Annotated in this window: 20 protein-coding genes and 1 pseudogene; 13 read left to right on the top strand and 8 right to left on the bottom strand. The window is 72.2% G+C overall.

The features are described from left to right. Window positions 1-147: 147 nt before the first annotated feature. Window positions 148-672, bottom strand: coding sequence for a DUF2231 domain-containing protein (locus ACFZDA_RS20285; RefSeq protein WP_391083068.1), 525 nt, complete (start codon window positions 670-672; stop codon window positions 148-150). A gap of 198 nt (window positions 673-870) precedes the next feature. Between ACFZDA_RS20285 and ACFZDA_RS20280 the strand changes: the two genes are divergently transcribed. The 10 genes from ACFZDA_RS20280 to ACFZDA_RS20235 all read left to right on the top strand — a co-directional run bounded on the left by ACFZDA_RS20280 (window position 871) and on the right by ACFZDA_RS20235 (window position 10844). Beyond that, a complete protein-coding gene (locus tag ACFZDA_RS20280; protein ID WP_391083065.1) occupies window positions 871-2142 on the top strand; it encodes a SpoIIE family protein phosphatase in 1272 nt (423 codons plus the stop codon). A gap of 178 nt (window positions 2143-2320) precedes the next feature. Next, window positions 2321-3442: a transaldolase gene (gene tal, locus ACFZDA_RS20275; RefSeq protein WP_391083062.1), complete on the top strand. Its 1122-nt coding sequence runs from the start codon at window positions 2321-2323 to the stop codon at window positions 3440-3442. Window positions 3443-3444: 2 nt separating this feature from the next. Then, window positions 3445-4680, top strand: a complete 1236-nt coding sequence (locus ACFZDA_RS20270) for an FAD-dependent oxidoreductase (protein WP_391083059.1) — start codon at window positions 3445-3447, stop codon at window positions 4678-4680. A 76-nt stretch (window positions 4681-4756) separates the two neighbouring features. Next, window positions 4757-5512 carry a HipA family kinase gene (locus tag ACFZDA_RS20265; RefSeq protein ID WP_391083056.1) on the top strand — a complete coding sequence of 252 codons (756 nt, stop codon included), beginning with the start codon at window positions 4757-4759 and terminating at the stop codon, window positions 5510-5512. Then, window positions 5509-5922 carry a DUF3037 domain-containing protein gene (locus tag ACFZDA_RS20260; protein WP_391083053.1) on the top strand — a complete coding sequence of 138 codons (414 nt, stop codon included), beginning with the start codon at window positions 5509-5511 and terminating at the stop codon, window positions 5920-5922. Before ACFZDA_RS20265 ends, ACFZDA_RS20260 begins: the two co-directional genes overlap by 4 nt. A gap of 187 nt (window positions 5923-6109) precedes the next feature. Next, the gene (gene fabG, locus ACFZDA_RS20255; protein WP_059418653.1) at window positions 6110-6871 is read left to right on the top strand and encodes a 3-oxoacyl-ACP reductase FabG; all 762 of its coding nucleotides are present in this window, start codon (window positions 6110-6112) and stop codon (window positions 6869-6871) included. Between the two features lie 21 nt (window positions 6872-6892). After that, complete coding sequence (locus tag ACFZDA_RS20250) at window positions 6893-7645, top strand: glucose 1-dehydrogenase (protein WP_391083050.1); 753 nt, start codon at window positions 6893-6895, stop codon at window positions 7643-7645. A 202-nt stretch (window positions 7646-7847) separates the two neighbouring features. Continuing rightward, window positions 7848-9434 carry an ABC transporter substrate-binding protein gene (locus ACFZDA_RS20245; RefSeq protein ID WP_391083047.1) on the top strand — a complete coding sequence of 529 codons (1587 nt, stop codon included), beginning with the start codon at window positions 7848-7850 and terminating at the stop codon, window positions 9432-9434. 117 nt (window positions 9435-9551) lie between these two features. Further along, entirely contained in the window at window positions 9552-10235 is a 684-nt protein-coding gene (ung, locus tag ACFZDA_RS20240) for a uracil-DNA glycosylase (RefSeq protein ID WP_391083044.1), read from the top strand. A 93-nt stretch (window positions 10236-10328) separates the two neighbouring features. Beyond that, window positions 10329-10844, top strand: coding sequence for a hypothetical protein (locus ACFZDA_RS20235; protein ID WP_391083040.1), 516 nt, complete (start codon window positions 10329-10331; stop codon window positions 10842-10844). Window positions 10845-11073: 229 nt separating this feature from the next. Here ACFZDA_RS20235 and ACFZDA_RS20230 read toward each other — a convergent pair whose 3' ends face one another. From ACFZDA_RS20230 to ACFZDA_RS20220, 3 genes are all read right to left on the bottom strand, one after another. Next, complete coding sequence (locus ACFZDA_RS20230) at window positions 11074-11595, bottom strand: hypothetical protein (RefSeq protein ID WP_391083271.1); 522 nt, start codon at window positions 11593-11595, stop codon at window positions 11074-11076. Window positions 11596-11721: 126 nt separating this feature from the next. Then, window positions 11722-12234 carry a DinB family protein gene (locus ACFZDA_RS20225; RefSeq protein ID WP_391083037.1) on the bottom strand — a complete coding sequence of 171 codons (513 nt, stop codon included), beginning with the start codon at window positions 12232-12234 and terminating at the stop codon, window positions 11722-11724. 42 nt (window positions 12235-12276) lie between these two features. Continuing rightward, window positions 12277-12867, bottom strand: coding sequence for a TetR/AcrR family transcriptional regulator (locus tag ACFZDA_RS20220; RefSeq protein ID WP_391083034.1), 591 nt, complete (start codon window positions 12865-12867; stop codon window positions 12277-12279). 105 nt (window positions 12868-12972) lie between these two features. Between ACFZDA_RS20220 and ACFZDA_RS20215 the strand changes: the two genes are divergently transcribed. Further along, window positions 12973-14157: an FAD-dependent oxidoreductase gene (locus tag ACFZDA_RS20215; RefSeq protein WP_391083031.1), complete on the top strand. Its 1185-nt coding sequence runs from the start codon at window positions 12973-12975 to the stop codon at window positions 14155-14157. Between the two features lie 13 nt (window positions 14158-14170). Beyond that, entirely contained in the window at window positions 14171-15076 is a 906-nt protein-coding gene (locus ACFZDA_RS20210) for a Gfo/Idh/MocA family oxidoreductase (protein ID WP_391083028.1), read from the top strand. On the opposite strand, the gene lnt is transcribed toward ACFZDA_RS20210, so the two are convergent. Next, window positions 15000-16565, bottom strand: a complete 1566-nt coding sequence (lnt, locus tag ACFZDA_RS20205; protein WP_391083025.1) for an apolipoprotein N-acyltransferase — start codon at window positions 16563-16565, stop codon at window positions 15000-15002. The genes ACFZDA_RS20210 and lnt overlap by 77 nt on opposite strands. Window positions 16566-16637: 72 nt before the next feature. Continuing rightward, window positions 16638-17108 carry a nuclear transport factor 2 family protein gene (locus ACFZDA_RS20200; RefSeq protein ID WP_391083022.1) on the bottom strand — a complete coding sequence of 157 codons (471 nt, stop codon included), beginning with the start codon at window positions 17106-17108 and terminating at the stop codon, window positions 16638-16640. A 92-nt stretch (window positions 17109-17200) separates the two neighbouring features. Here ACFZDA_RS20200 and ACFZDA_RS20195 point away from each other — a divergent pair, with 92 nt between their 5' ends. Continuing rightward, on the top strand, window positions 17201-17803 hold the full coding sequence (locus ACFZDA_RS20195) for a DUF4291 family protein (protein WP_391083020.1): 603 nt from the start codon (window positions 17201-17203) through the stop codon (window positions 17801-17803). A gap of 60 nt (window positions 17804-17863) precedes the next feature. Here the strand turns inward: ACFZDA_RS20195 and ACFZDA_RS20190 are convergent, their stop codons facing one another. Further along, window positions 17864-18043, bottom strand: a complete 180-nt coding sequence (locus ACFZDA_RS20190) for a hypothetical protein (protein ID WP_086562056.1) — start codon at window positions 18041-18043, stop codon at window positions 17864-17866. A gap of 109 nt (window positions 18044-18152) precedes the next feature. Then, a pseudogene (locus tag ACFZDA_RS20185) lies at window positions 18153-18287 on the bottom strand (undecaprenyl-diphosphatase); the annotation flags it as partial. Window positions 18288-18335: the final 48 nt, after the last annotated feature.

Raw genomic sequence — 18335 nt, 5'->3', positions numbered from 1 at the left:
CGAGGTGGTCCCCGGTGTGGGTGCCCGGGTGGGGCCTCGAACTCACGCGCGTGCGAAGATCCACGGGTCCCGCCTAACGCGCGGGTCACCCGGATTGTGCCGTCTGTGGCGCCCGTTCGGTAATCCGCTGCCTCCCGGCCACGGCGTTCACGCCGCGTGGGAGCCGCGACGCAGGTGGATCAGTTCGGCACTCTGCACCGTCTGTTCGTCGCTTTCCTGCAGAGGCGTGAGCCGGATGCCGACGTGGTAGTCCTGGACCAGCGTCCAGCCCAGGAAGCCGGCCCCGAGCGTGCAGGCCAGTCCGGCCGAGGACAGGGCGAGTCCCGCGGTGACGCCGGTCGCCGGGCCGTCCCAATGGGTGGCGTAGATGCCAAGGCTCGCGCCGAAGAGGCCCAGCGCGACGACGTTGAGACCGCCGTGGGCGATGCCGACGGTCCTGGCCGCCGACCGGCGGGGGATGCCGAGGGCCAGATCGGCGATGCCGGGCAGGGCCGCCAGCAGTGCCGTGCCGACCCCGGCGATGTTGAGGGCGATGGCCAGGTTGAGCCAGAACTGCTGCCCGTTGGACGCGTAGACGGCGTAGCCCACCAGCGTGCCGGTGTAGCAGGCGATGGGGAAACCGACGAGCATCGGGTGAATGGGATGGCCGGCGACGGTGATCTTGCTGTACATGGCACCTCCAGGCCGGGTTGGTCCGTGCTACGCCTTTCCAGCCTCTCCCTCGATGTTCGGGAGCGCCAACGCTGGCCGATCAGCGGTGCGCGCGTTTGCGGCGGCAGACGGGCTCCGGCGGTGATGGCGCCGCCGACACGCCGTTCGCGATCGCTGCGCGCACACTGGCGGGAGGGGTTGTCTCTCGGGAGGCGGCGCGTGGAGGAAGCCATTCCCCTCAGACTGCTGGCGGATGTCACGAACGCCCTCAGAGCGGGTCGGGGCTGGGAGGGAAGCCTGCGGAGGCTGGCGGAACTCCTGGTCGAACGGCTCGCGGACTGGTGTGTGATCGACCTGCTGGACGACAGGGGCCGGGCTCGCCGGGCCGTGGTGACGGGGCGCGGGGCGGGCCGCTCGGACAGCCCCCGTCCGGGAGAGCCGTCCCGGCTGCTCCCGTCATGGCCGCAGGGCTCCGCCGCGCCGCTGGCCCAGGTCCTGCGCCGGGGCACCGCACTGCTGATCTCCGACGTGCCGTCGCCCGAACGAGCAGCGGATCCCTTGGAACGCGCGCAACTGGAACTGCTGGCCCGGTTGGGCGCGACGACCGCGATCGCCTGTCCGCTGGAGGCCGGTGGGCGTCCCTTCGGCGTGATCATCGTCGCCCGCACCGAAGCCGGTCGTCCCTTCACCGAAGCCCAGGTCCCGTTGATCGAGAGCCTCGCGCATCAAGGCGCGCTCGTGGTGGACAACGCGCGTCTGTACGGTCAGCAGTACGACATCGCCATGCACCTGCAGCGCTCCCTGCTGCCGGACACCCTGCCCGACGTCCATCCGTTCCGCCTCGTCGCCAGGTACTCCCCGGCGCACTCGTACGCCGAGGTGGGAGGTGACTGGTATGACGCCATCGCCCTCCGGGACGGGAGCCTGGCGTGCACCGTCGGTGACGTGGCCGGGCACGACGTGCGGGCGACTGCCCGGATGAGCCAGTTGCGCCACATGCTCCGCGCCCTCGTCCTCGACCGTCCCGGCCCGCCGGACGAGGTGGTGCGCCGCCTGGACCGAGCCCTGGAGATGCTGAACGAGCCCGGCGTCACGGCCACGCTCGTCTTCGGTGTGGCGCGGCAGCCGGCTGCCGGCCCCTCCTCGCTCGCCTGGTCCAATGCCGGGCACCCGCCTCCGCTGCTCGTCCACCCGCGGGGCCGGGCACGATTCCTGACCGGTGGGGAGGGCCTCCCCCTCGGAGTGGACACCGACGTGCCCCGGGGAGCGGCGGCCACGGCGCCGCTCCTCCCGGGCAGTCTCGTCCTGCTCTATACCGACGGCCTCATAGAGCGGCGCGGTGAGGACCTGTCGATCGGTTTCGAGCGGCTGCGCGGCGAAGCCGGGAACCTGCGCGGGCTTGCGCCGGACCGCTTCCTGGACGCGTTGGTGGAGCGGGTCGCACCCGCACGTGACGACGACATCGCGCTGTTGGCGTTGTGGAACCACTGAGGACCAGAACGTCACCGAAGACCAGGCCCGCCGGCCCGTGGCTGTGTGCGGATTGCGGGCTTCCGGCCGTCGGGGCGACGATGGAGCGACAGGCAAGCTCTGGTGCGGGCCGCGGGTGAGCAGCGAGAAGCCTTGAACTGCTCACCCCGCCGGGCGCACGGGAGGAGCGGGCGGCGTCATGAATCCCTTGAACACACTGAGCGATGCCGGAGTGTCGATCTGGCTGGACGATCTCAGCCGGGAGCGGCTGGTGTCCGGAAGCCTGGCGGACCTGGTCGCCCGGGACCGGGTGGTGGGGGTGACCACCAATCCGACGATCTTCGACAAGGCCATCACGGGCGGCGACGCGTACGACGCGCAGATCCAGGACCTGACGGCCCGCGGAGTCGGGGTCGGCGAGGCGCTGCGGGCACTGACCACCACCGACGTCCGGTGGGCCTGCGACGTGCTGCGCCCCGTCCACGAGGCGACGGACGGCGTCGACGGCCGGGTCTCCATCGAGGTCGACCCCCGGCTCGCGCACGACACGGCGGCGACGATCGCGGAGGCGCGGGCGCTGTGGTGGCTGGTCGACCGGCCCAACCTGTTCGTGAAGATCCCGGCCGCCCGCCAGGGACTGCCGGCGATCACCGCGTGCCTGGCCGAGGGCATCAGCGTCAATGTCACGCTGATCTTCTCCCTCGCCCGCTACGACGAGGTCATGGATGCCTTCCTCGACGGGATGGAACGCGCCCGCGACGCGGGCCGGGAGCTTACTGGCATCGGCTCGGTGGCTTCGTTCTTCGTCTCCCGTGTCGACGCCGAGGCGGACGCGCGCCTGGACAAGACCGGCACCGCGCAGGCCGCCGAGCTGCGCGGCCGGGCGGCGATCGCCAACGCACGGCTGGCCTACCAGCACTACGAGCGGGTGTTCGCCGCACCCCGCTGGCAAGCCCTTCAGGAGGCGGGTGCCCACCCTCAGCGTCCGCTGTGGGCTTCGACCTCCGTCAAGGATCCCGCCTACCCCGATACCCGCTACGTGACCGAACTCGTCGCACCCGGCGTGGTCAACACCATGCCCGAGGCCACCTTGCGCGCGGTCGCCGACCACGGCCGAGTACCGGCCGACTCGGTCCGCGCCCACTACGACGACGCCCAGCGGGTCCTCGACGGGCTGCGGGCCGTCGGCGTGGACTACGACGACCTCGTGCAGACCCTCGAGGACGAAGGCGTGTCGAAGTTCGACGCCAGTTGGGAGCAGCTCTCCGAGCAGCTCGCCGCAAGGCTGCGGCGCCGTCCCGCGGCCAGGGAAGGGGACTGACGATGTCCGCGAACGACGCGTGTGTGATCGTCGGCGCTTCCCTGGCCGGGGCCAAGGCCGCACAGGCCCTGCGCGAGGAGGGCTTCGACGGACCGCTGGTCCTGATCGGGGACGAGAGCGAACGTCCCTATGAGCGGCCGCCGCTGTCCAAGGGCTACCTGACGGACAAGGACGCGCGGGAGCAGATCTACGTCCATCCGCCGCAGTGGTACGCCGAACACGACGTGGACCTGCGGCTCGGCACGGCGGTCACCGCCGTCGACCCGGCCGCGCGCGAGGTGACACTCGCCGACGGCGGCCGGGTCGGCTACGGCAAACTGCTGCTGACCACCGGATCCTCCCCGCGCCGCCTGCCCGTCCCGGGCGCGGACCTGGAGCGGGTGCTGTACCTGCGGCGGGTCGAGGACAGCGACCGGATCAAGGAGGCGTTCCGGTCCGCCGCACGTGCGGTGGTCATCGGTGCGGGATGGATCGGTCTGGAGACCACTGCCGCCGCCCGCGCGGCCGGTGTGGAGGTCACGGTGCTGGAGATGGCCGAGTTGCCGCTGCTGCGGGTCCTCGGCCGCGAGGTGGCTCAGGTGTTCGCGGACCTGCACCGCGACCACGGCGTGGATCTGCGGTTCGGTGCGCGGGTCGCCGAGGTCACCGGCAGCGGCGGCGCGGCGGACGGGGTGCGGCTGTCCGACGGCACCCGCATCGGCGCCGACGTCGTCATCGTCGGGGTCGGCATCATGCCGGACACCGCCCTGGCGCAGGAAGCGGGCCTGAAGGTCGACAACGGCATCCGCGTCGACGAACGGCTGCGAACCTCCTACCCGGACATCTACGCCGCCGGTGACGCCGCCAACGCCTTCCACCCGCTGCTGGGCAAGCACATCCGCGTCGAGCACTGGGCCAACGCGCTGCACCAGCCGCAGACCGCGGCCAAGGCCATGCTCGGCCGGCACGACGCGGTGTACGACAGGGTGCCGTACTTCTTCACCGACCAGTACGACCTGGGCATGGAGTACGCCGGGTACGTCGAGCCGGGCGGCTACGACGAGGTCGTCTTCCGCGGTGACGTGGCCGGGCGCGAGTTCATCGCCTTCTGGCTCGCCGGCAACCGGGTGCTCGCGGCCATGAACGTCAACATCTGGGACGTCAACGACCAGCTCCAAGCCCTCGCCCGCACCGCCCGGCCAGTCGACCCGGACACGCTCACCGACCCGCAGGTGCCCCTGGAGTCTCTCCTGCCCTGACCTGCCCGGCACTCCTCGCCCGCGATCACCCTCGGTTACTATGCTCACTTCATGCCGGAGGCCGAAAGCAAGGGACATGCTGGAAGAGGTCACCGCGACCCGCTACATCACGCCGCTGCGTGAGGGCGGTTCGCTGCCGGGGCTCGTCGAGGCCGACGACTCCGGGACGTACGTCCTGAAGTTCAGCGGCGCGGGGCAGGGGCGCAAGACGCTCGTCGCCGAGGTGGTCTGCGGGGAACTCGCCCGCCGGCTGGGGCTGCGCGTGCCCCGCCTGGTCACGGTCGAACTCGACGCGGAACTGGGCCTCGGCGAACCCGACCAGGAGGTGCAGAGCCTGCTCAGGTCCAGCGGCGGCACCAACCTCGGCATGGACTTCCTCTCCGGCGCGCTCGGCTTCGACCCGCTGGCCTTCCCGGTCGGTCCCGGGGAGGCCGGGCGGATCGTCTGGTTCGACGCGCTGGTCAACAACGTCGACCGGTCCTGGCGCAACCCCAACCTCCTGATGTGGCGGGGCCGGCTGTGGCTCGTCGACCACGGCGCGACCATGATCTGGCACCACAACTGGCCCGGCGCGCAGGCCTCCGCGGCCCGCCCCTACGACGCCGCCGACCATGCCCTGGCACCCTTCGCGCCCGATGTCGCCGCCGCCGCGGCCGAGTTGGCGCCCCGGGTCACCGAGGACCTGCTCGCCGACGTCACCGCGCAGATCCCGGACGCCTGGCTGACGGGCGAGCCCGGCTTCGACACACCGGACGACCTGAGGCGGGCCTACGCGCGGCCGCTGCTCGCCCGGGCCGCCGTCATCCACGACCGCGTCCAGGGGATCACGTGAGCGACCGGCACATCATCAAGGGCGGGCCGCGCGACCGCCAGATCTACGAGTACGCCGTCCTGCGCGTCGTCCCGCGCGTCGAGCGCGGCGAGTGCATCAACGCCGGGGTGCTCGTCTACTGCCGCGCCGAGTCCTACCTCGGCGCCCGTACCCACCTCGACGAGGCCCGCCTGCTGGCCCTCGACCCCGGGGCGGACGTGGCCGGCGTCCGCGCCGCGCTGCGCGCCGTGGAGGGCATGTGCGCGGGCGGACCCGCGGCCGGCCAGGCGGCGGACGACACCCCCGGCCGCCGCTTCCGCTGGCTGGTCGCCCCGCGCTCCACGATCGTCCAGCCCGGCCCCGTGCACACCGGCCTGACCACGGACCCGGCGGCGGAGACCGAGCGTTTGCTGGACCTGCTGGTGAGATGACGGACGCCGGCGGACGTCGGCGTCGACGGCGATTCAGTGGCCGGGCGGGCCGGAGGGTGCTGCCGGGCAGGGCGGGCGCGGGTAATGGATCACACCCCGAGCGCGCCCGTTGACACCGCGTGCCAGGGCTTCTAGCGTCACACCCACGGAAGGTACTAAGCGGTCGCTCACCTGAGGAGAAGCAGCCATGTCCACCACTGAGCAGCGGGTCGCCGTCGTCACCGGTGCCGCGCGCGGGATCGGCGCCGCCACCGCCGTACGGCTGGCCGCCGAGGGCCGCGCGGTCGCCGTGCTCGACCTCGACGAGGCGGCCTGCAAGGACACCGTCGAGAAGATCACCGCCGCCGGCGGCAAGGCCATCGCGGTCGGCTGCGACGTGTCGGACGAGGCGCAGGTCGAGGCCGCCGTCGCGCGGATCGCCGAGGAGCTCGGCGCGCCGACGATCCTGGTCAACAACGCCGGCGTGCTGCGCGACAACCTGCTGTTCAAGATGAGCGTCTCCGACTGGGACACCGTCATGAACGTGCACCTGCGCGGCGCCTTCCTGATGTCCAAGGCCTGCCAGAAGCACATGGTGGACGCGGGCTTCGGCCGGATCGTCAACCTGTCGTCGTCCTCGGCGCTGGGCAACCGCGGGCAGGTCAACTACTCGGCCGCCAAGGCCGGCCTCCAGGGCTTCACCAAGACCCTCGCCAAGGAGCTCGGCAAGTTCGGCGTCACCGCCAACGCCGTCGCCCCCGGCTTCATCGCCACCGAGATGACCAAGGCCACCGCCGACCGCGTCGGCATGGGCTTCGAGGACTTCAAGGCCGCCGCCGCCACCCAGATCCCGGTGGCGCGTGTCGGTGAGCCGGAGGACATCGCCAACGCCATCGCCTTCTTCACGGGCGAGGCGGCCGGGTTCGTCTCCGGCCAGGTGCTGTACGTGGCCGGCGGACCGCTCGACTAGGGATCACAGGAGCCCACGGACATGACTGAACTCTCCGGCAAGGTCGCGCTCATCACGGGCGCCAGCCGCGGCATCGGCTACGGCATCGCCGAGGCGCTCGTCGCGCGCGGCGACCGCGTGTGCATCACCGGCCGCAACGAGGACGCCCTCAAGGAGGCCGTCGACAAGCTCGGCGCCGACCGGGTGATCCACGTCGCGGGCAAGGCGCACGACGTGGCCCACCAGGCCGTCGCCGTCGAGCGCACGATGGAGGCCTTCGGCCGCCTCGACTTCCTGGTCAACAACGCCGGCACGAACCCGGTGTTCGGGCCGATCGCCGACCTCGACCTGGACGTCGCCCGCAAGGTCTTCGAGACCAACGTGATCTCGGCGCTCGGCTTCGCCCAGAAGACCTGGCACGCCTGGCAGAAGGACAACGGCGGCGCGATCGTCAACGTCGCCTCCGTCGCCGGCCTCTCGCCCTCGCCGTTCATCGGCGCGTACGGCGTCAGCAAGGCGGCGATGATCAACCTGACCGTGCAGCTGGCGCACGAGTACGCGCCCAGGGTGCGGGTCAACGCGATCGCCCCGGCCGTCGTGAAGACCAAGTTCGCCCAGGCCCTGTACGAGGGCCGGGAGGAGGAGGCCGCCGCGGCCTACCCGCTCGGCCGGCTCGGCGTGCCCGCCGACATCGGCGGCGCGGCGGCGTTCCTCACCTCCGGGCAGTCCGACTGGGTCACCGGCCAGACGCTCGTCGTGGACGGCGGCATCTTCCTCAACGCCGGCACGGGCTGACTTCGGCGGTGACGGCACGGCCCGGCACGGGCGCCCCTGCGGACAGGTGGGCGCCCGTGCCGGCGTAAAGGTGCCGCGAAGGGCGATGACAACGTAGTCAAAGGTTTATCGATCAAGAGGTCATGTCCCGGGGCGGGTCAGCGGGCTCGGCACTGCGGTATGGTCTGCCGACCCTTGGTATGGCAGATCGAGGAGCGTGCGCGTGTTCAACCGGAACCGATGCCTGCGGCGGGTGGCGGCCATCGCGTCCATATCGTCCCTGCTCGCCGGGTGCGGCGTGCTGTCGTCCGACACCCCGGAGGACGAAGGGCCGATCGTCGTGGGCACCACCAGTTCGCCCAGCACGCTCGACCCTGCCGCCTCCTGGGACAGCTCCTGGGAGCTGTTCCGGAACATCTACCAGACGCTCCTGAGCTATCCGACCGGCGCGAGCGAGCCCCAGCCGGACGCCGCCGAGAGCTGCGGCTTCAGCGACTCCTCGAACCAGGTGTACCGCTGCGAGCTGCGCGAGGGCCTGAAGTTCTCCAACGGCGACGCGCTCGACGCCCGCGCCGTGAAGTACTCGTTCGACCGGATCCGCAAGATCAACGTCAACGGCGGCCCCGCCGGTCTGCTCGGCAGCCTGGAGCGGGTCCAGGCGCCGAACGACCGCGAGGTGATCTTCCACCTCAACAAGCCGGACGCGACCTTCCCGTTCGTGCTCGCCACCCCCGCCATGTCGATCGTCTCCCCGGCGGCCTACCCGGAGGACTCCCTGCGCAAGGGCAGCGACGTGGTCGGCTCCGGGCCGTACGCCCTCGACTCCTACGACGAGGGCAAGGAGGCCGTCCTCGTCCGCAACGACAGCTACAAGGGCTACGCGGAGCGCCGGAACGACGCGGTGACCATCCGCTACTTCCAGGACTCCGGCACCATGGTCAAGGCCCTGCGGGACAAGCGGATCGACGTCACCTACCGCGGCCTGGGCGCCGGTGACGTGGTCGACCTGCAGAGCAAGTCCTCCACGGAGGAGGAGATCCAGCTCGTCGAGGGCACCGGCACCGACATCAACTACCTGGTGTTCAACCCGAAGGACTCCTGGGCGAACCGCAAGGCCGTGCGCCAGGCCATCGCGCAGGTCGTCGACCGGGCGGCGATCGCCCACAAGGTCTACAAGGACACCGTCGACCCGCTGTACTCCATGGTCCCCAAGGGCCTCACCGGTCACACGACGGGATTCTTCGACGACTACGGCGACCCGGACGTCGCCAAGGCCCGCAAGATCCTCACCGGCGCGGGCATCAACCAGCGGGTCCCGCTCACCTTCTGGTACACCAGCGACCGCTACGGCTCCGAGACCGCCGCGGAGTTCAAGGAGCTGAAGCGCCAGCTCGATGACTCGGGCCTGTTCTCGATCACCCTGAAGAGCCGCCCCTGGAAGACGTACGTCGAGGGCTACCGCAAGGGCGAGTACCCGGTGTTCGGGCGTGGCTGGTTCCCCGACTTCCCGGACGCCGAGAACTTCATCGCGCCGTTCGTCGGCGAGCAGAACGCCCTCGGAACGCCCTACTCGGCGCCCAAGATCACCGGCGAGCTGCTGCCCCGGTCGCGCCGCGAGAGCGACCGCGCGAACGTGGAGAAGGAGTTCGAGGAGGCCCAGCGGATCCTGGTGGACGACGCGCGGCTGCTGCCGCTGTGGCAGGGCCGGCAGTACGTGGCGGCCAGCCGGGACGTCTCGGGCGCGGAGCGGGCCCTGGACCCGTCGACGATCATGATGATGTGGGAGCTGCACCGCAAGACCGCCTGGTAGGCGGGGCGGGCACCGGGCATTCCCGGACTGTCGTCACCGGGGTCTCCCGGCACGTTGTCAGTGGTCGCCTGTAGGTTCTGTGGCCTGGAAGTGACCACACATCGTGAGGACGTTGACGTGACCGACATCGCCATGCTGCCCGAGTCCTGGCGCGGGGTTCTGGGTGACGAGCTGCAGCAGCCCTACTTCAAGGAGCTGACGGAGTTCGTCGAGGAGGAGCGGGCGAAGGGTCCCGTCCACCCGCCGCGCGAGGAGGTTTTCGCCGCGCTGGACGCCACGCCGTTCGAGGGGGTGAAGGTCCTGATCCTCGGTCAGGACCCGTACCACGGCGAGGGGCAGGGACACGGGCTGTGCTTCTCGGTCCGGCCCGGCGTGCGGATCCCGCCGTCCCTGCGGAACATCTACAAGGAGATGCACGAGGAGCTGGGCACACCGATCCCGGACAACGGCTATCTGATGCCGTGGGCGCGGCAGGGCGTCCTGCTGCTCAACGCGGTGCTCACGGTCCGCGGCGGCGAGGCCAACTCGCACAAGGGCCGGGGCTGGGAGAGGTTCACCGACGCGGTCATCCGCGCGGTGGCCGGCCGGCCCGACCCGGCGGTGTTCGTGCTGTGGGGGAACTACGCGCAGAAGAAGCTCCCGCTGATCGACGAGTCGCGCCATGCGGTGGTCAAGGGCGCGCATCCGTCGCCGCTGTCGGCGAAGAAGTTCTTCGGCTCGCGACCGTTCACGCAGATCAACGCGGCGGTGGCGGCGCAGGGGCACGAGCCGATCGACTGGACGATTCCGAACCTGGGCTGACGGCCGACGCCCCGGCGTACGGAGCGGCCTCAGCCGGATCCTCCCGGCCTGCGGTTAGCGTCGGAGGAACAGCGGGCGAGCGGTGCGGAGGGCGTGGTCGTGGAGCGACAGGGACATGCGGTGCCGGATGCCGTGCCGACGCGGATCGGGCAGGTCGTCATGCTGCACCACGCCGGGGACCGGGAGGAGGCCCGGCAGCGGTTCCTGGCCCTGTGGTCGGAGATCGGGGAGCACGGCGACCCGCTGCACCGCTGCACCCTCGCCCACTACCTGGCCGACACGCAGGACGATCCCGCCGACGAACTGGCCTGGGACCTGCGGGCGTTGACGGCGGCGGAGGAGATCACCGACGCCGGGGCCCCCTCGGGGGAGGGGGCGCTCGCGGTCCGCGCGTTCTACCCCTCCCTGCACCTCAACCTGGCCGCCGACTACGCCAGACTCGGCCACCGCGACGCCGCCCGCACCCACCTGCGACGGGCCCGCTCAGCGGCCACGGCCCTCACCGACGACCCCTACGGCGAGGGCGTCCGGGCGGCCATCAGCCGACTGGAGTCCCGGCTGGGCGAGGACGGCGGCGGGATGTGGACACCGCCGAGGCAGCGGCCGTAGCGCCAGGAGCGCCCGGAGCGGCGCGGGCCACTCGGGGACAGCGGCCGTGGCGCGGTAGCGGGACCCCGGGTGTTTCGAGGCGCGGCCGCGGCGCCGAGAGCGAAGGGTGTCCGGGCAGGCGGTAGGGCCGGAGCGGGCAGGGCCCGGGTGTGGTCGGTGCCGGCGGGCCACGGCCCGGGCTGCGGGTTCCTGCTGAGCCGGGCCTGCAGAGGGCCGCCCACGGCGTTGTTCAACGCCCGTACATGTCACGGCAGATCGTCGCCTCCGGGCTGTCCGCCCGCCAGCCCCCGTAGCGCCTGCCCAGTGCGCACACGTCCGTGGTGTTCGGGACGTTCTCCCGGATGTCCTGGCGTACCGACTCCGGGATGTCGGGCAGGCCGGTGTGCGGACGCCATGGGCCGCGCGGGGCCGGTTCGGGGCGTTCCGGTCGGACGGGGCGCGGGCGGGCGTCGCGGGGGCCGGGCGGCTGCCGCCGCTGCTGTGGCGCGGCCGGGGGTGTGGTCAGGTGCGACGGGGACGCGGCGGGCTCCGGGCGGCGGGACGTCTCGATGAGTTCCAGGGCCTCGCGGGCCGGTGCCTGCACGATCTGCGTCTCCGACAGCTCCTCCGGCTGCGGCGCCGACGTCCGGGCCGGGGCCGCCGGCGGTCCGGGAGCGAGGGGACGCTGGACCGTCACACAGCCGGAGAGGGCCGAGACCGCCACGGTCACCAGGAGCGTCGCTGTGGTCGTCGTTCGATGCACCCGCGTCACTCTGGTGCGTCCGGCCGGCGGCAGGGCAGCGGACGGTCGGAGGATGCCCCGCACGGGTGATCTCGCTCCCCGTACGGAGGCAGTCGGCCCGTCCGGGGTGACGTCGCCGGCCTGTCCTGGCTGACGTCAGTCGCCGGTCGAGCCGTCGATGCGCTCGCGGATCAGGTCGGCGTGGCCGTTGTGCCGCGCGTACTCCTCGATCATGTGGGTGTAGAGCCACCGCAGGTTGAACCGCTCGCCGGTGCGGCGGTGCTTGCCCTCGGTGATGTCGTCAAGGCCGAAGCGGGCGGCGTTGCTCCGGGCGGTCTCGATCTCGGCCTGCCAGGCGGCGTAGGCCTGCGCGTAGGTGTCCGCCTCGGTGAGACGGAACTCGCCGTCCGGGTCGTCGTCGCTCCAGTAGAGCGGCGCGACGGGCTCGTCCGTGAGCACCCGGCGGAACCAGCTTCGCTCCACGTCCGCCATGTGCCGCACCAGCCCCAGCAGGGACAGGTCGGACGGCTCCACGGCGGGGGTCCTGAGCTGCTCGTCGGACAGGCCCTCGCACTTCCACGCGAGGGTCTGCCGGTGGAACTCCAGCCAGCCTTCCAGCATGGTGCGTTCGTCGGTGGTCGTGGCAGGCATACGGCGTTCGTTCCTCATGCCCGCATCCTTTCCCAGCGCTCCTTGCCGCACCACGGCTTTTCAGGCCGCGAGCATCCCGTCCAGCAGCTCCCGCAGCCCGGCCCGCACCTCCTCCAGGCTGGGCAGCTCGGCCCCGAACGACCCCGCCACGCAACTGAACATCAGCCCGTCCGCCCAGGCGATCAGGGACAGCGTGTGCCGGGCCGGATCGGTCGAGCCCATCCCGGCGACGAGAGCGCCCAGTTGCTCACGGAACCGGGCGCCCGTCGCGTCGAAGTACGCCCGCAGCTCCGGGCGGCGCGTGGCCTCCAGGGCCAGTTCGTAGCGGGCGAGGGTGAGGTCGCGGTTGCGGGTCAGGGCGCGGTGGGTGGCCAGTGCGAGGGCGTCCGCCAGGGAGCCGGCCCCGGCCCGGGGATCCGGCATCTCGTGCAGCGCCAGCACCCGCGCCTCGCGGTCGGCCAGGCGCCGCACCGCCAGTTCCAGCAGGGCCTGCCGGGTCCGGGCGAGGTTCGACGTGGAGCCCTGGGGGAGCCCGGCCGCCTCGTCGACCGCCCGGTGCGTGAGGCCCCGCATCCCGCGCTCGGCGAGCAGGGCGAGGGCGGTGTCGGCGACGAGGTCGGAGCGGGCGGGACCGGTGGTGCGTACGGACATGGAGCTCACGCTACCCGTCTCACTACAGCCGTAGTAAAGTCGACGGGGAACTACAGGTGTAGTCGACAGGCCGGGCAGGTCCGGCCGCCGGTGGGAGGAGAAGCCATGACACAGGTGAGGCGAGTTGTCGTGATCGGCGGCGGAATCGGAGGCCTGACCGCGGCGGCCGCCCTGCACCGGCGCGGCCGGAAGGTCACCGTGCTGGAGCGCGCCCGTTCACTGGAGCCGGTCGGCGCCGCCATCTCCCTCGCTCCCAACTCCCTGCGCGCGCTGGACGTCATCGGCCTCGGCGACGAGATCCGTGACCTCGCCGCCTGGGCGGGGGACGGCGGGCTGCGCACACCGTCCGGCCGGTGGCTCTCGCGCTCCTCCGCCGAAGCCGCCGCCGAGCGCTTCGGCGGCCCGCTCGTGCTGCTGCACCGCGCCACCCTCGTCGAGCGCCTGACCGCACTGCTCCCGCCCGACGCGGTCCGCACGGACGCCGCCGCGACCCTCGCCGACCGCGGCGACACCGGCCGGCCCGCCCGCGTCGCCACCGCGGACGGCGAGCTGGAGGCCGACCTGGTGGTGGGCGCCGACGGCGTCCGGTCCGCCGTACGCCGCGCGCTCTTCCCCGGCCACCCGGGGCCCGTCTACTCCGGATTCACCACCTGGCGGGTCGTGATCCCCGTGCCCGGCGCCGAGTTCGCCTCGCACGAGACCTGGGGCAGGGGCCGCATCTGGGGCACGCACCCGCTCAAGGACGGCCGCGTCTACGCCTACGCCGCCGCCGTGACACCCGCCGGCGGACGCGCGCCCGACGACGAGAGGGCCGAGCTGCTGCGCCGCTTCGGCGACTGGCACGACCCGATCCCCGCCGTGCTCGACGCCGCCCGCCCCGAGGACGTACTGCGGCACGATGTCCACCACCTCGCCGAACCCCTGCCCGCCCACCACCACGGCAGGGTGGCCCTGGTCGGCGACGCCGCGCATGCCATGCCCCCGACTCTCGGCCAGGGCGGAAACCAGGCCATCGAGGACGCGATCGTCCTCGCGCACCACTGCGACGACCTCCCCGCCTACACCGCCGCCCGGCTGCCCCGTACGACCGCCGTCGCACGCCAGGCCGTGCGGGTGGCCCGCCTCAACCTCATGACCAGCCGCCTCGGGATCGCCGTTCGCGACACGGCCGTGGCCGCGGTGTCGAAGGCCGGACCCGCCCTGTTCCTGCGGAGCTTCGACGGCATCGCCGACTGGCGGCCGCCGCAGCAGACGTATGCTTCCGAGCAGATCCCGGACGGCAACCGTTAGAGGAGAGCGCCCCGTGAAGGTCGGCTGCATCGGACTCGGCGACATCGCGCAGAAGGCCTACCTTCCGGTCCTCGCCCTCCAGCCCGGGGTGGAGCTGCACCTCCAGACGCGCACGCCCGCCACGCTCGACCGCGTCGCCGACGGCCTCCACATCCCGCCGGAGCGGCGGCACACCACCCTGGACTCCCTCCTCGCGGCAGGCCTCGACGCCGCCTTCGTGCACGCGCCCACGATCGTGCACCCGGAGATCGTGACCCGGCTGCTGGAGGCGGGCGTGCCGACGTACGTCGACAAGCCGCTCGCCTACGAACTCGACGCGTCCACGCGGCTGGTGGCGCTGGCCGAGGAGCGGGACACGAGCCTCGCCGTCGGCTTCAACCGGCGTCACGCCCCCGGCTACACGCAGTGCGCCGACCATCCGCGCGAGCTGATCCTGATGCAGAAGAACCGCATCGGGCTCCCGGAGGAGCCGCGCGCGATGATCCTCGACGACTTCATCCACGTCGTCGACACCCTGCGGTTCCTGGTGCCCGGCGAGGTCGACGACGTCACCGTGCGCGCCCGCGTCCAGGGCGGCCTGCTGCACCACCTCGTGCTCCAGCTCGCCGGGGACGGCTTCACCGCGCTCGGCGTGATGAACCGGCTCAGCGGTTCGGCCGAGGAGATCCTTGAGGTGTCCGGGCAGGACACCAAGCGGCAGGTGATCAATCTCGCCGAGGTGATCGACCACAAGGGGCAGCCGACCGTGCGGCGGCGCGGCGACTGGGTGCCGGTGGCCCGGCAGCGCGGCATCGAGCAGGCGGTGCTGGCGTTCCTTGACGCCGTACGGGCGGGCAGGGTGCTCAGCTCCCGGGACGCGCTGGAGACTCACGAACTGTGCGAGCGGGTGGTACGCGCGGTTCAGGAGCGGACCGCCTGAGCCGCAGCGTCCGTACGCCCTCACGGGCGGCCCACGCGGCGAGGATCAGCATGGCCGCGTGCACGGTCCAGTCACCGAAGCGCACATAGGGCGTGGTGCCGTGGGCGAGGGGCACGTCGTAGACCTGCGTGGCGGACGCGTCCGTTCCGAGCCATGAGCCGACGCGCTCCCCGCTCGGGCCGTAGACGGCGGAGACACCCGTCAGCGTCGCGTGCACCATGGGGCGGCCGGTCTCGGCGGCGCGTAGCGCGGCGAGCGAGGCGTGCTGCTCGGGCGCCCAGCTGCTCTGGAACGTGGACGTCGACGACTGACCGATCAGCACATCGACGCCTTCCCGGGTGAGGTGGCGGGTCATGTCGGGGAAGGCCGTCTCGAAGCACACCATCGGCCCGGCGCGCAGACCGTCCCCCACGTTCATCACGACCGGCTGGGAGCCGCGCATGCGGTCCTCTCCCGCCGCCTTGCCGACAGAGGTGGCCCAGCCCAGCAGGGAGCGGGCCGGGACGTACTCGCCGAAGGGGACGAGCCGCATCTTGTCGTAGCGCTCGCCGGTGAGACCGCCGGGCCCGACCAGGATGGAACTCTTGTAGATGCCGGGCTTGTCGGAGCGCCGGGCGTCCACGTTGACCAGGATGTCGGCGCCCGTAGCGCGGGAGAGATCCGCGAGCCGCCGCGCGAGGTCGGGCCGGTCCCCGAGGTCGTAGCCGACGCTGCTCTCGCCCCAGACGATCAGGTCGAGGTCCTGTCCGGCGAGCCGGCGGGTGAGCTGTTCCTCGCGAGCGAGCCGGTGGTCCGGGCCGTCGATGACACCGGGCTGGACGACGGCGATCCTGACCTGGCCGTCGACGGCGGGGCGGGGCGACAGGGCCCAGGCGGCGGAGGTGGCGGCGGCCGTGGCGACCAGACCCGCCATCGCGGGCACGCGGGCCCGACGGACCGCGACCAGGACGGCGACCGCGACGTTGACGGCCACGAGCAGGAAGCTGAGCAGCCACACCCCGCCGACCGAGGCCAGCCGCAGCGCCGCCTCCACCTGCCACTGACTGGAGCCGAGCATGCCCCAGGGGCCGCCGAGGCCCTGCCAGGAGCGGACCAGCTCGACGGCCAGCCAGCCGGACGGCAGGACGACGAGCGCGGACGCGATCCGCCGCCGCGAGGGCAGTCCCGCCAGCAGCCGGTGCACCAGCCAGCCCCACCCGGCCCACAGGGCGCCGAGCAGCGCGGCGAGGACGAACGTGAACACGTGCAGGAAGGGCAGCAGCCAGTGGTGCAGGGCCAGCATGAAGCCGAACCCGCCGCACCAGCCGTCGTACGCCGCGCGTTTCCCGGTCGGCGCGGTGCGCGTCAGCAGGATCCAGGGGACCAGGGCGACGTAGGCCCACCACCACAAGGACGGGGCGGGATAGGCGAGTACGGGAAGGGCGCCCGCGATCACTGCGGCGGCCGAGCGCCGCCACGGGGAGGCGAGCCAGTGGCCGAGCGTCTTCATAAGGCGCCTCCTACCCCGCGGGTGCCTCCAGTGTGCGCCCTGCGGACGATCTAGGACAGGACGCCCGCCGGGTCAGTTGACCACAGGTGCCGTCCGCCGCTCGGGAAGGCGCCGCCACTTCTCCCGGATGACCACCTCGCTCAGCCGCCAGCCGTCGGCCGTGCGCCGCAGCGCGAAGGCGTACCGGCCGCCGGCCACGAAGTCGGGCGCGGGCCCTTCCGTGGCCATGGGATTGATGTAGTCGGCCTGGACCTGGGCCGTGTCGCCGGTGTCCTGCTCCCAGACTCCGAACCTCACCCGCCGGTTGACGATCAGGTGCTGTCGCACGGGGAAGAGCCGCATGCTCCCGGCGAGCCACGCGGCGACCGCCGAGACCTCCCCCTCGATGCCGCCGGCCGAGCGGTAGTCCGCCCGCCCCTGGGGGACGAACAGCCCCCGGTACGCCTCCCAGTCTCCGTCGTCGACCGCCACCGCGTAGTCGGTGATCACACCGTCGACGGCCAGCCGGTCCCTCACGGTGGCGAGCTCCACGCGCTGCGTCATCGGCTCAGTGTTGGGCACCGGAGGGGCGCCGCCAAGGGGTGTGCGTGATATTCGGTGGCCGGGGAGGGTCCTGGGGGCCCAGCCTGTCCTGCGTGAACGATCAGAACGAACCGAGATTCCGGATACGCGCCCGCCACACCGAGTCCACGATCACCGTCTACCAGGCCTACCGCCCGGAGATCGGCCGCCCCGCCGCCCGCCACGGCCGGTTCCCGTCGACCTGGAAACGCGACCGCATGACATGGATCAAGCCGTCGTTCCTGTGGATGATGTACCGCTGCGGCTGGGGCACCAAGGAGGGCCAGGAGACGGTCCTGGCGGTCGAGATCAGCAGCGAGGGCTTCCTGTGGGCCCTGCGCAACGCCTGCCTGTCCCATCACGTCCTGGCCCTGCACGGCGAGCGGGCCGATTGGAAGCGGCAGTTGAGGCAGGCACCGGCGCGGGTCCAGTGGGATCCGGAGCGGGACCTGCGTCTCGACCCGCTGCCGCACCGCTCGCTCCAGCTGGGGCTCGCGGGGGAGGCGGCGGCGCGGTACGCCGACGAGTGGATCGTGGGCATCGAGGACGTCACGCCGCTCGCCGCGGAGGTTCATGCGCTGGTGCGGGCGGGTGAACTCGACGCGGCCGCCGGGCTGTTGCCCGAGGAGCGGCCGTACCCCGTCGAGGGGGAGGTGCTTGCGCGTCTGTGCGCCTAGGGCGTGCCCGGCGTCGCGGGGCAGGCGGGGCTCTGCGGACACGCCCCAGGCGGGGGAGGGTCAGGCCGCCTTGACGACGGCGCCGCGGATCGCCGCCGCCCACTCGACGACCAGCAACTCGTACTCAGCGCGCTCCTCGGCCGACAGGGTGCCGCCCGTGCGCCGCCAGAGCGCACGGATCTCCTCGTTGACCTCGGCGGCGGACCGCACGGAACCAGGGGTCACGAAATCGGGGGACATGCGGACAAGCCTAGGGGCAGCCACTGACAGCCCGCTACCGGACGGCTACCCCGGCGCTATGCGGTTGGTCACGAGACGCGGGTCACAGGCCGTCGGCCGGCCCGCCGGGTCAGCCCGCCGACTCGGCCGCGTGCGGGCTCAGCGCGCCCATGCTGACCAGGGCGATGATGAGGATGCCGAGCGCGATCCGGTACCAGACGAACGGCATGAAGCTCCTGGTCGAGATGAACTTCATGAACCAGTTCAAGCATCGAGGTCCTGAGCCGCTTTGACCTGCTGCTTCCACCACTGC

It is taken from the genome of Streptomyces sp. NPDC007991 (genome assembly GCF_042958445.1).
GTDB lineage: Bacteria > Actinomycetota > Actinomycetes > Streptomycetales > Streptomycetaceae > Streptomyces.
The sequence above is the reverse complement of the archived record's forward strand: the minus strand, read 5'-3'. Positions and strand labels throughout refer to the sequence as shown.

What these genes read in the sequence shown, in the direction of transcription:
- ACFZDA_RS20285 (WP_391083068.1), bottom strand. Translation starts at nt 672, where the DNA reads ATGTACAGCAAGATCACCGTCGCCGGCCATCCCATTCACCCGATGCTC.
- tal (WP_391083062.1), top strand. Translation starts at nt 2,321, where the DNA reads ATGAATCCCTTGAACACACTGAGCGATGCCGGAGTGTCGATCTGGCTG.
- ACFZDA_RS20270 (WP_391083059.1), top strand. Translation starts at nt 3,445, where the DNA reads ATGTCCGCGAACGACGCGTGTGTGATCGTCGGCGCTTCCCTGGCCGGG.
- ACFZDA_RS20265 (WP_391083056.1), top strand. Translation starts at nt 4,757, where the DNA reads ATGCTGGAAGAGGTCACCGCGACCCGCTACATCACGCCGCTGCGTGAG.
- fabG (WP_059418653.1), top strand. Translation starts at nt 6,110, where the DNA reads ATGTCCACCACTGAGCAGCGGGTCGCCGTCGTCACCGGTGCCGCGCGC.
- ACFZDA_RS20250 (WP_391083050.1), top strand. Translation starts at nt 6,893, where the DNA reads ATGACTGAACTCTCCGGCAAGGTCGCGCTCATCACGGGCGCCAGCCGC.
- ACFZDA_RS20225 (WP_391083037.1), bottom strand. Translation starts at nt 12,234, where the DNA reads ATGAGGAACGAACGCCGTATGCCTGCCACGACCACCGACGAACGCACC.
- ACFZDA_RS20220 (WP_391083034.1), bottom strand. Translation starts at nt 12,867, where the DNA reads ATGTCCGTACGCACCACCGGTCCCGCCCGCTCCGACCTCGTCGCCGAC.
- ACFZDA_RS20215 (WP_391083031.1), top strand. Translation starts at nt 12,973, where the DNA reads ATGACACAGGTGAGGCGAGTTGTCGTGATCGGCGGCGGAATCGGAGGC.
- lnt (WP_391083025.1), bottom strand. Translation starts at nt 16,565, where the DNA reads ATGAAGACGCTCGGCCACTGGCTCGCCTCCCCGTGGCGGCGCTCGGCC.
- ACFZDA_RS20200 (WP_391083022.1), bottom strand. Translation starts at nt 17,108, where the DNA reads ATGACGCAGCGCGTGGAGCTCGCCACCGTGAGGGACCGGCTGGCCGTC.
- ACFZDA_RS20190 (WP_086562056.1), bottom strand. Translation starts at nt 18,043, where the DNA reads ATGTCCCCCGATTTCGTGACCCCTGGTTCCGTGCGGTCCGCCGCCGAG.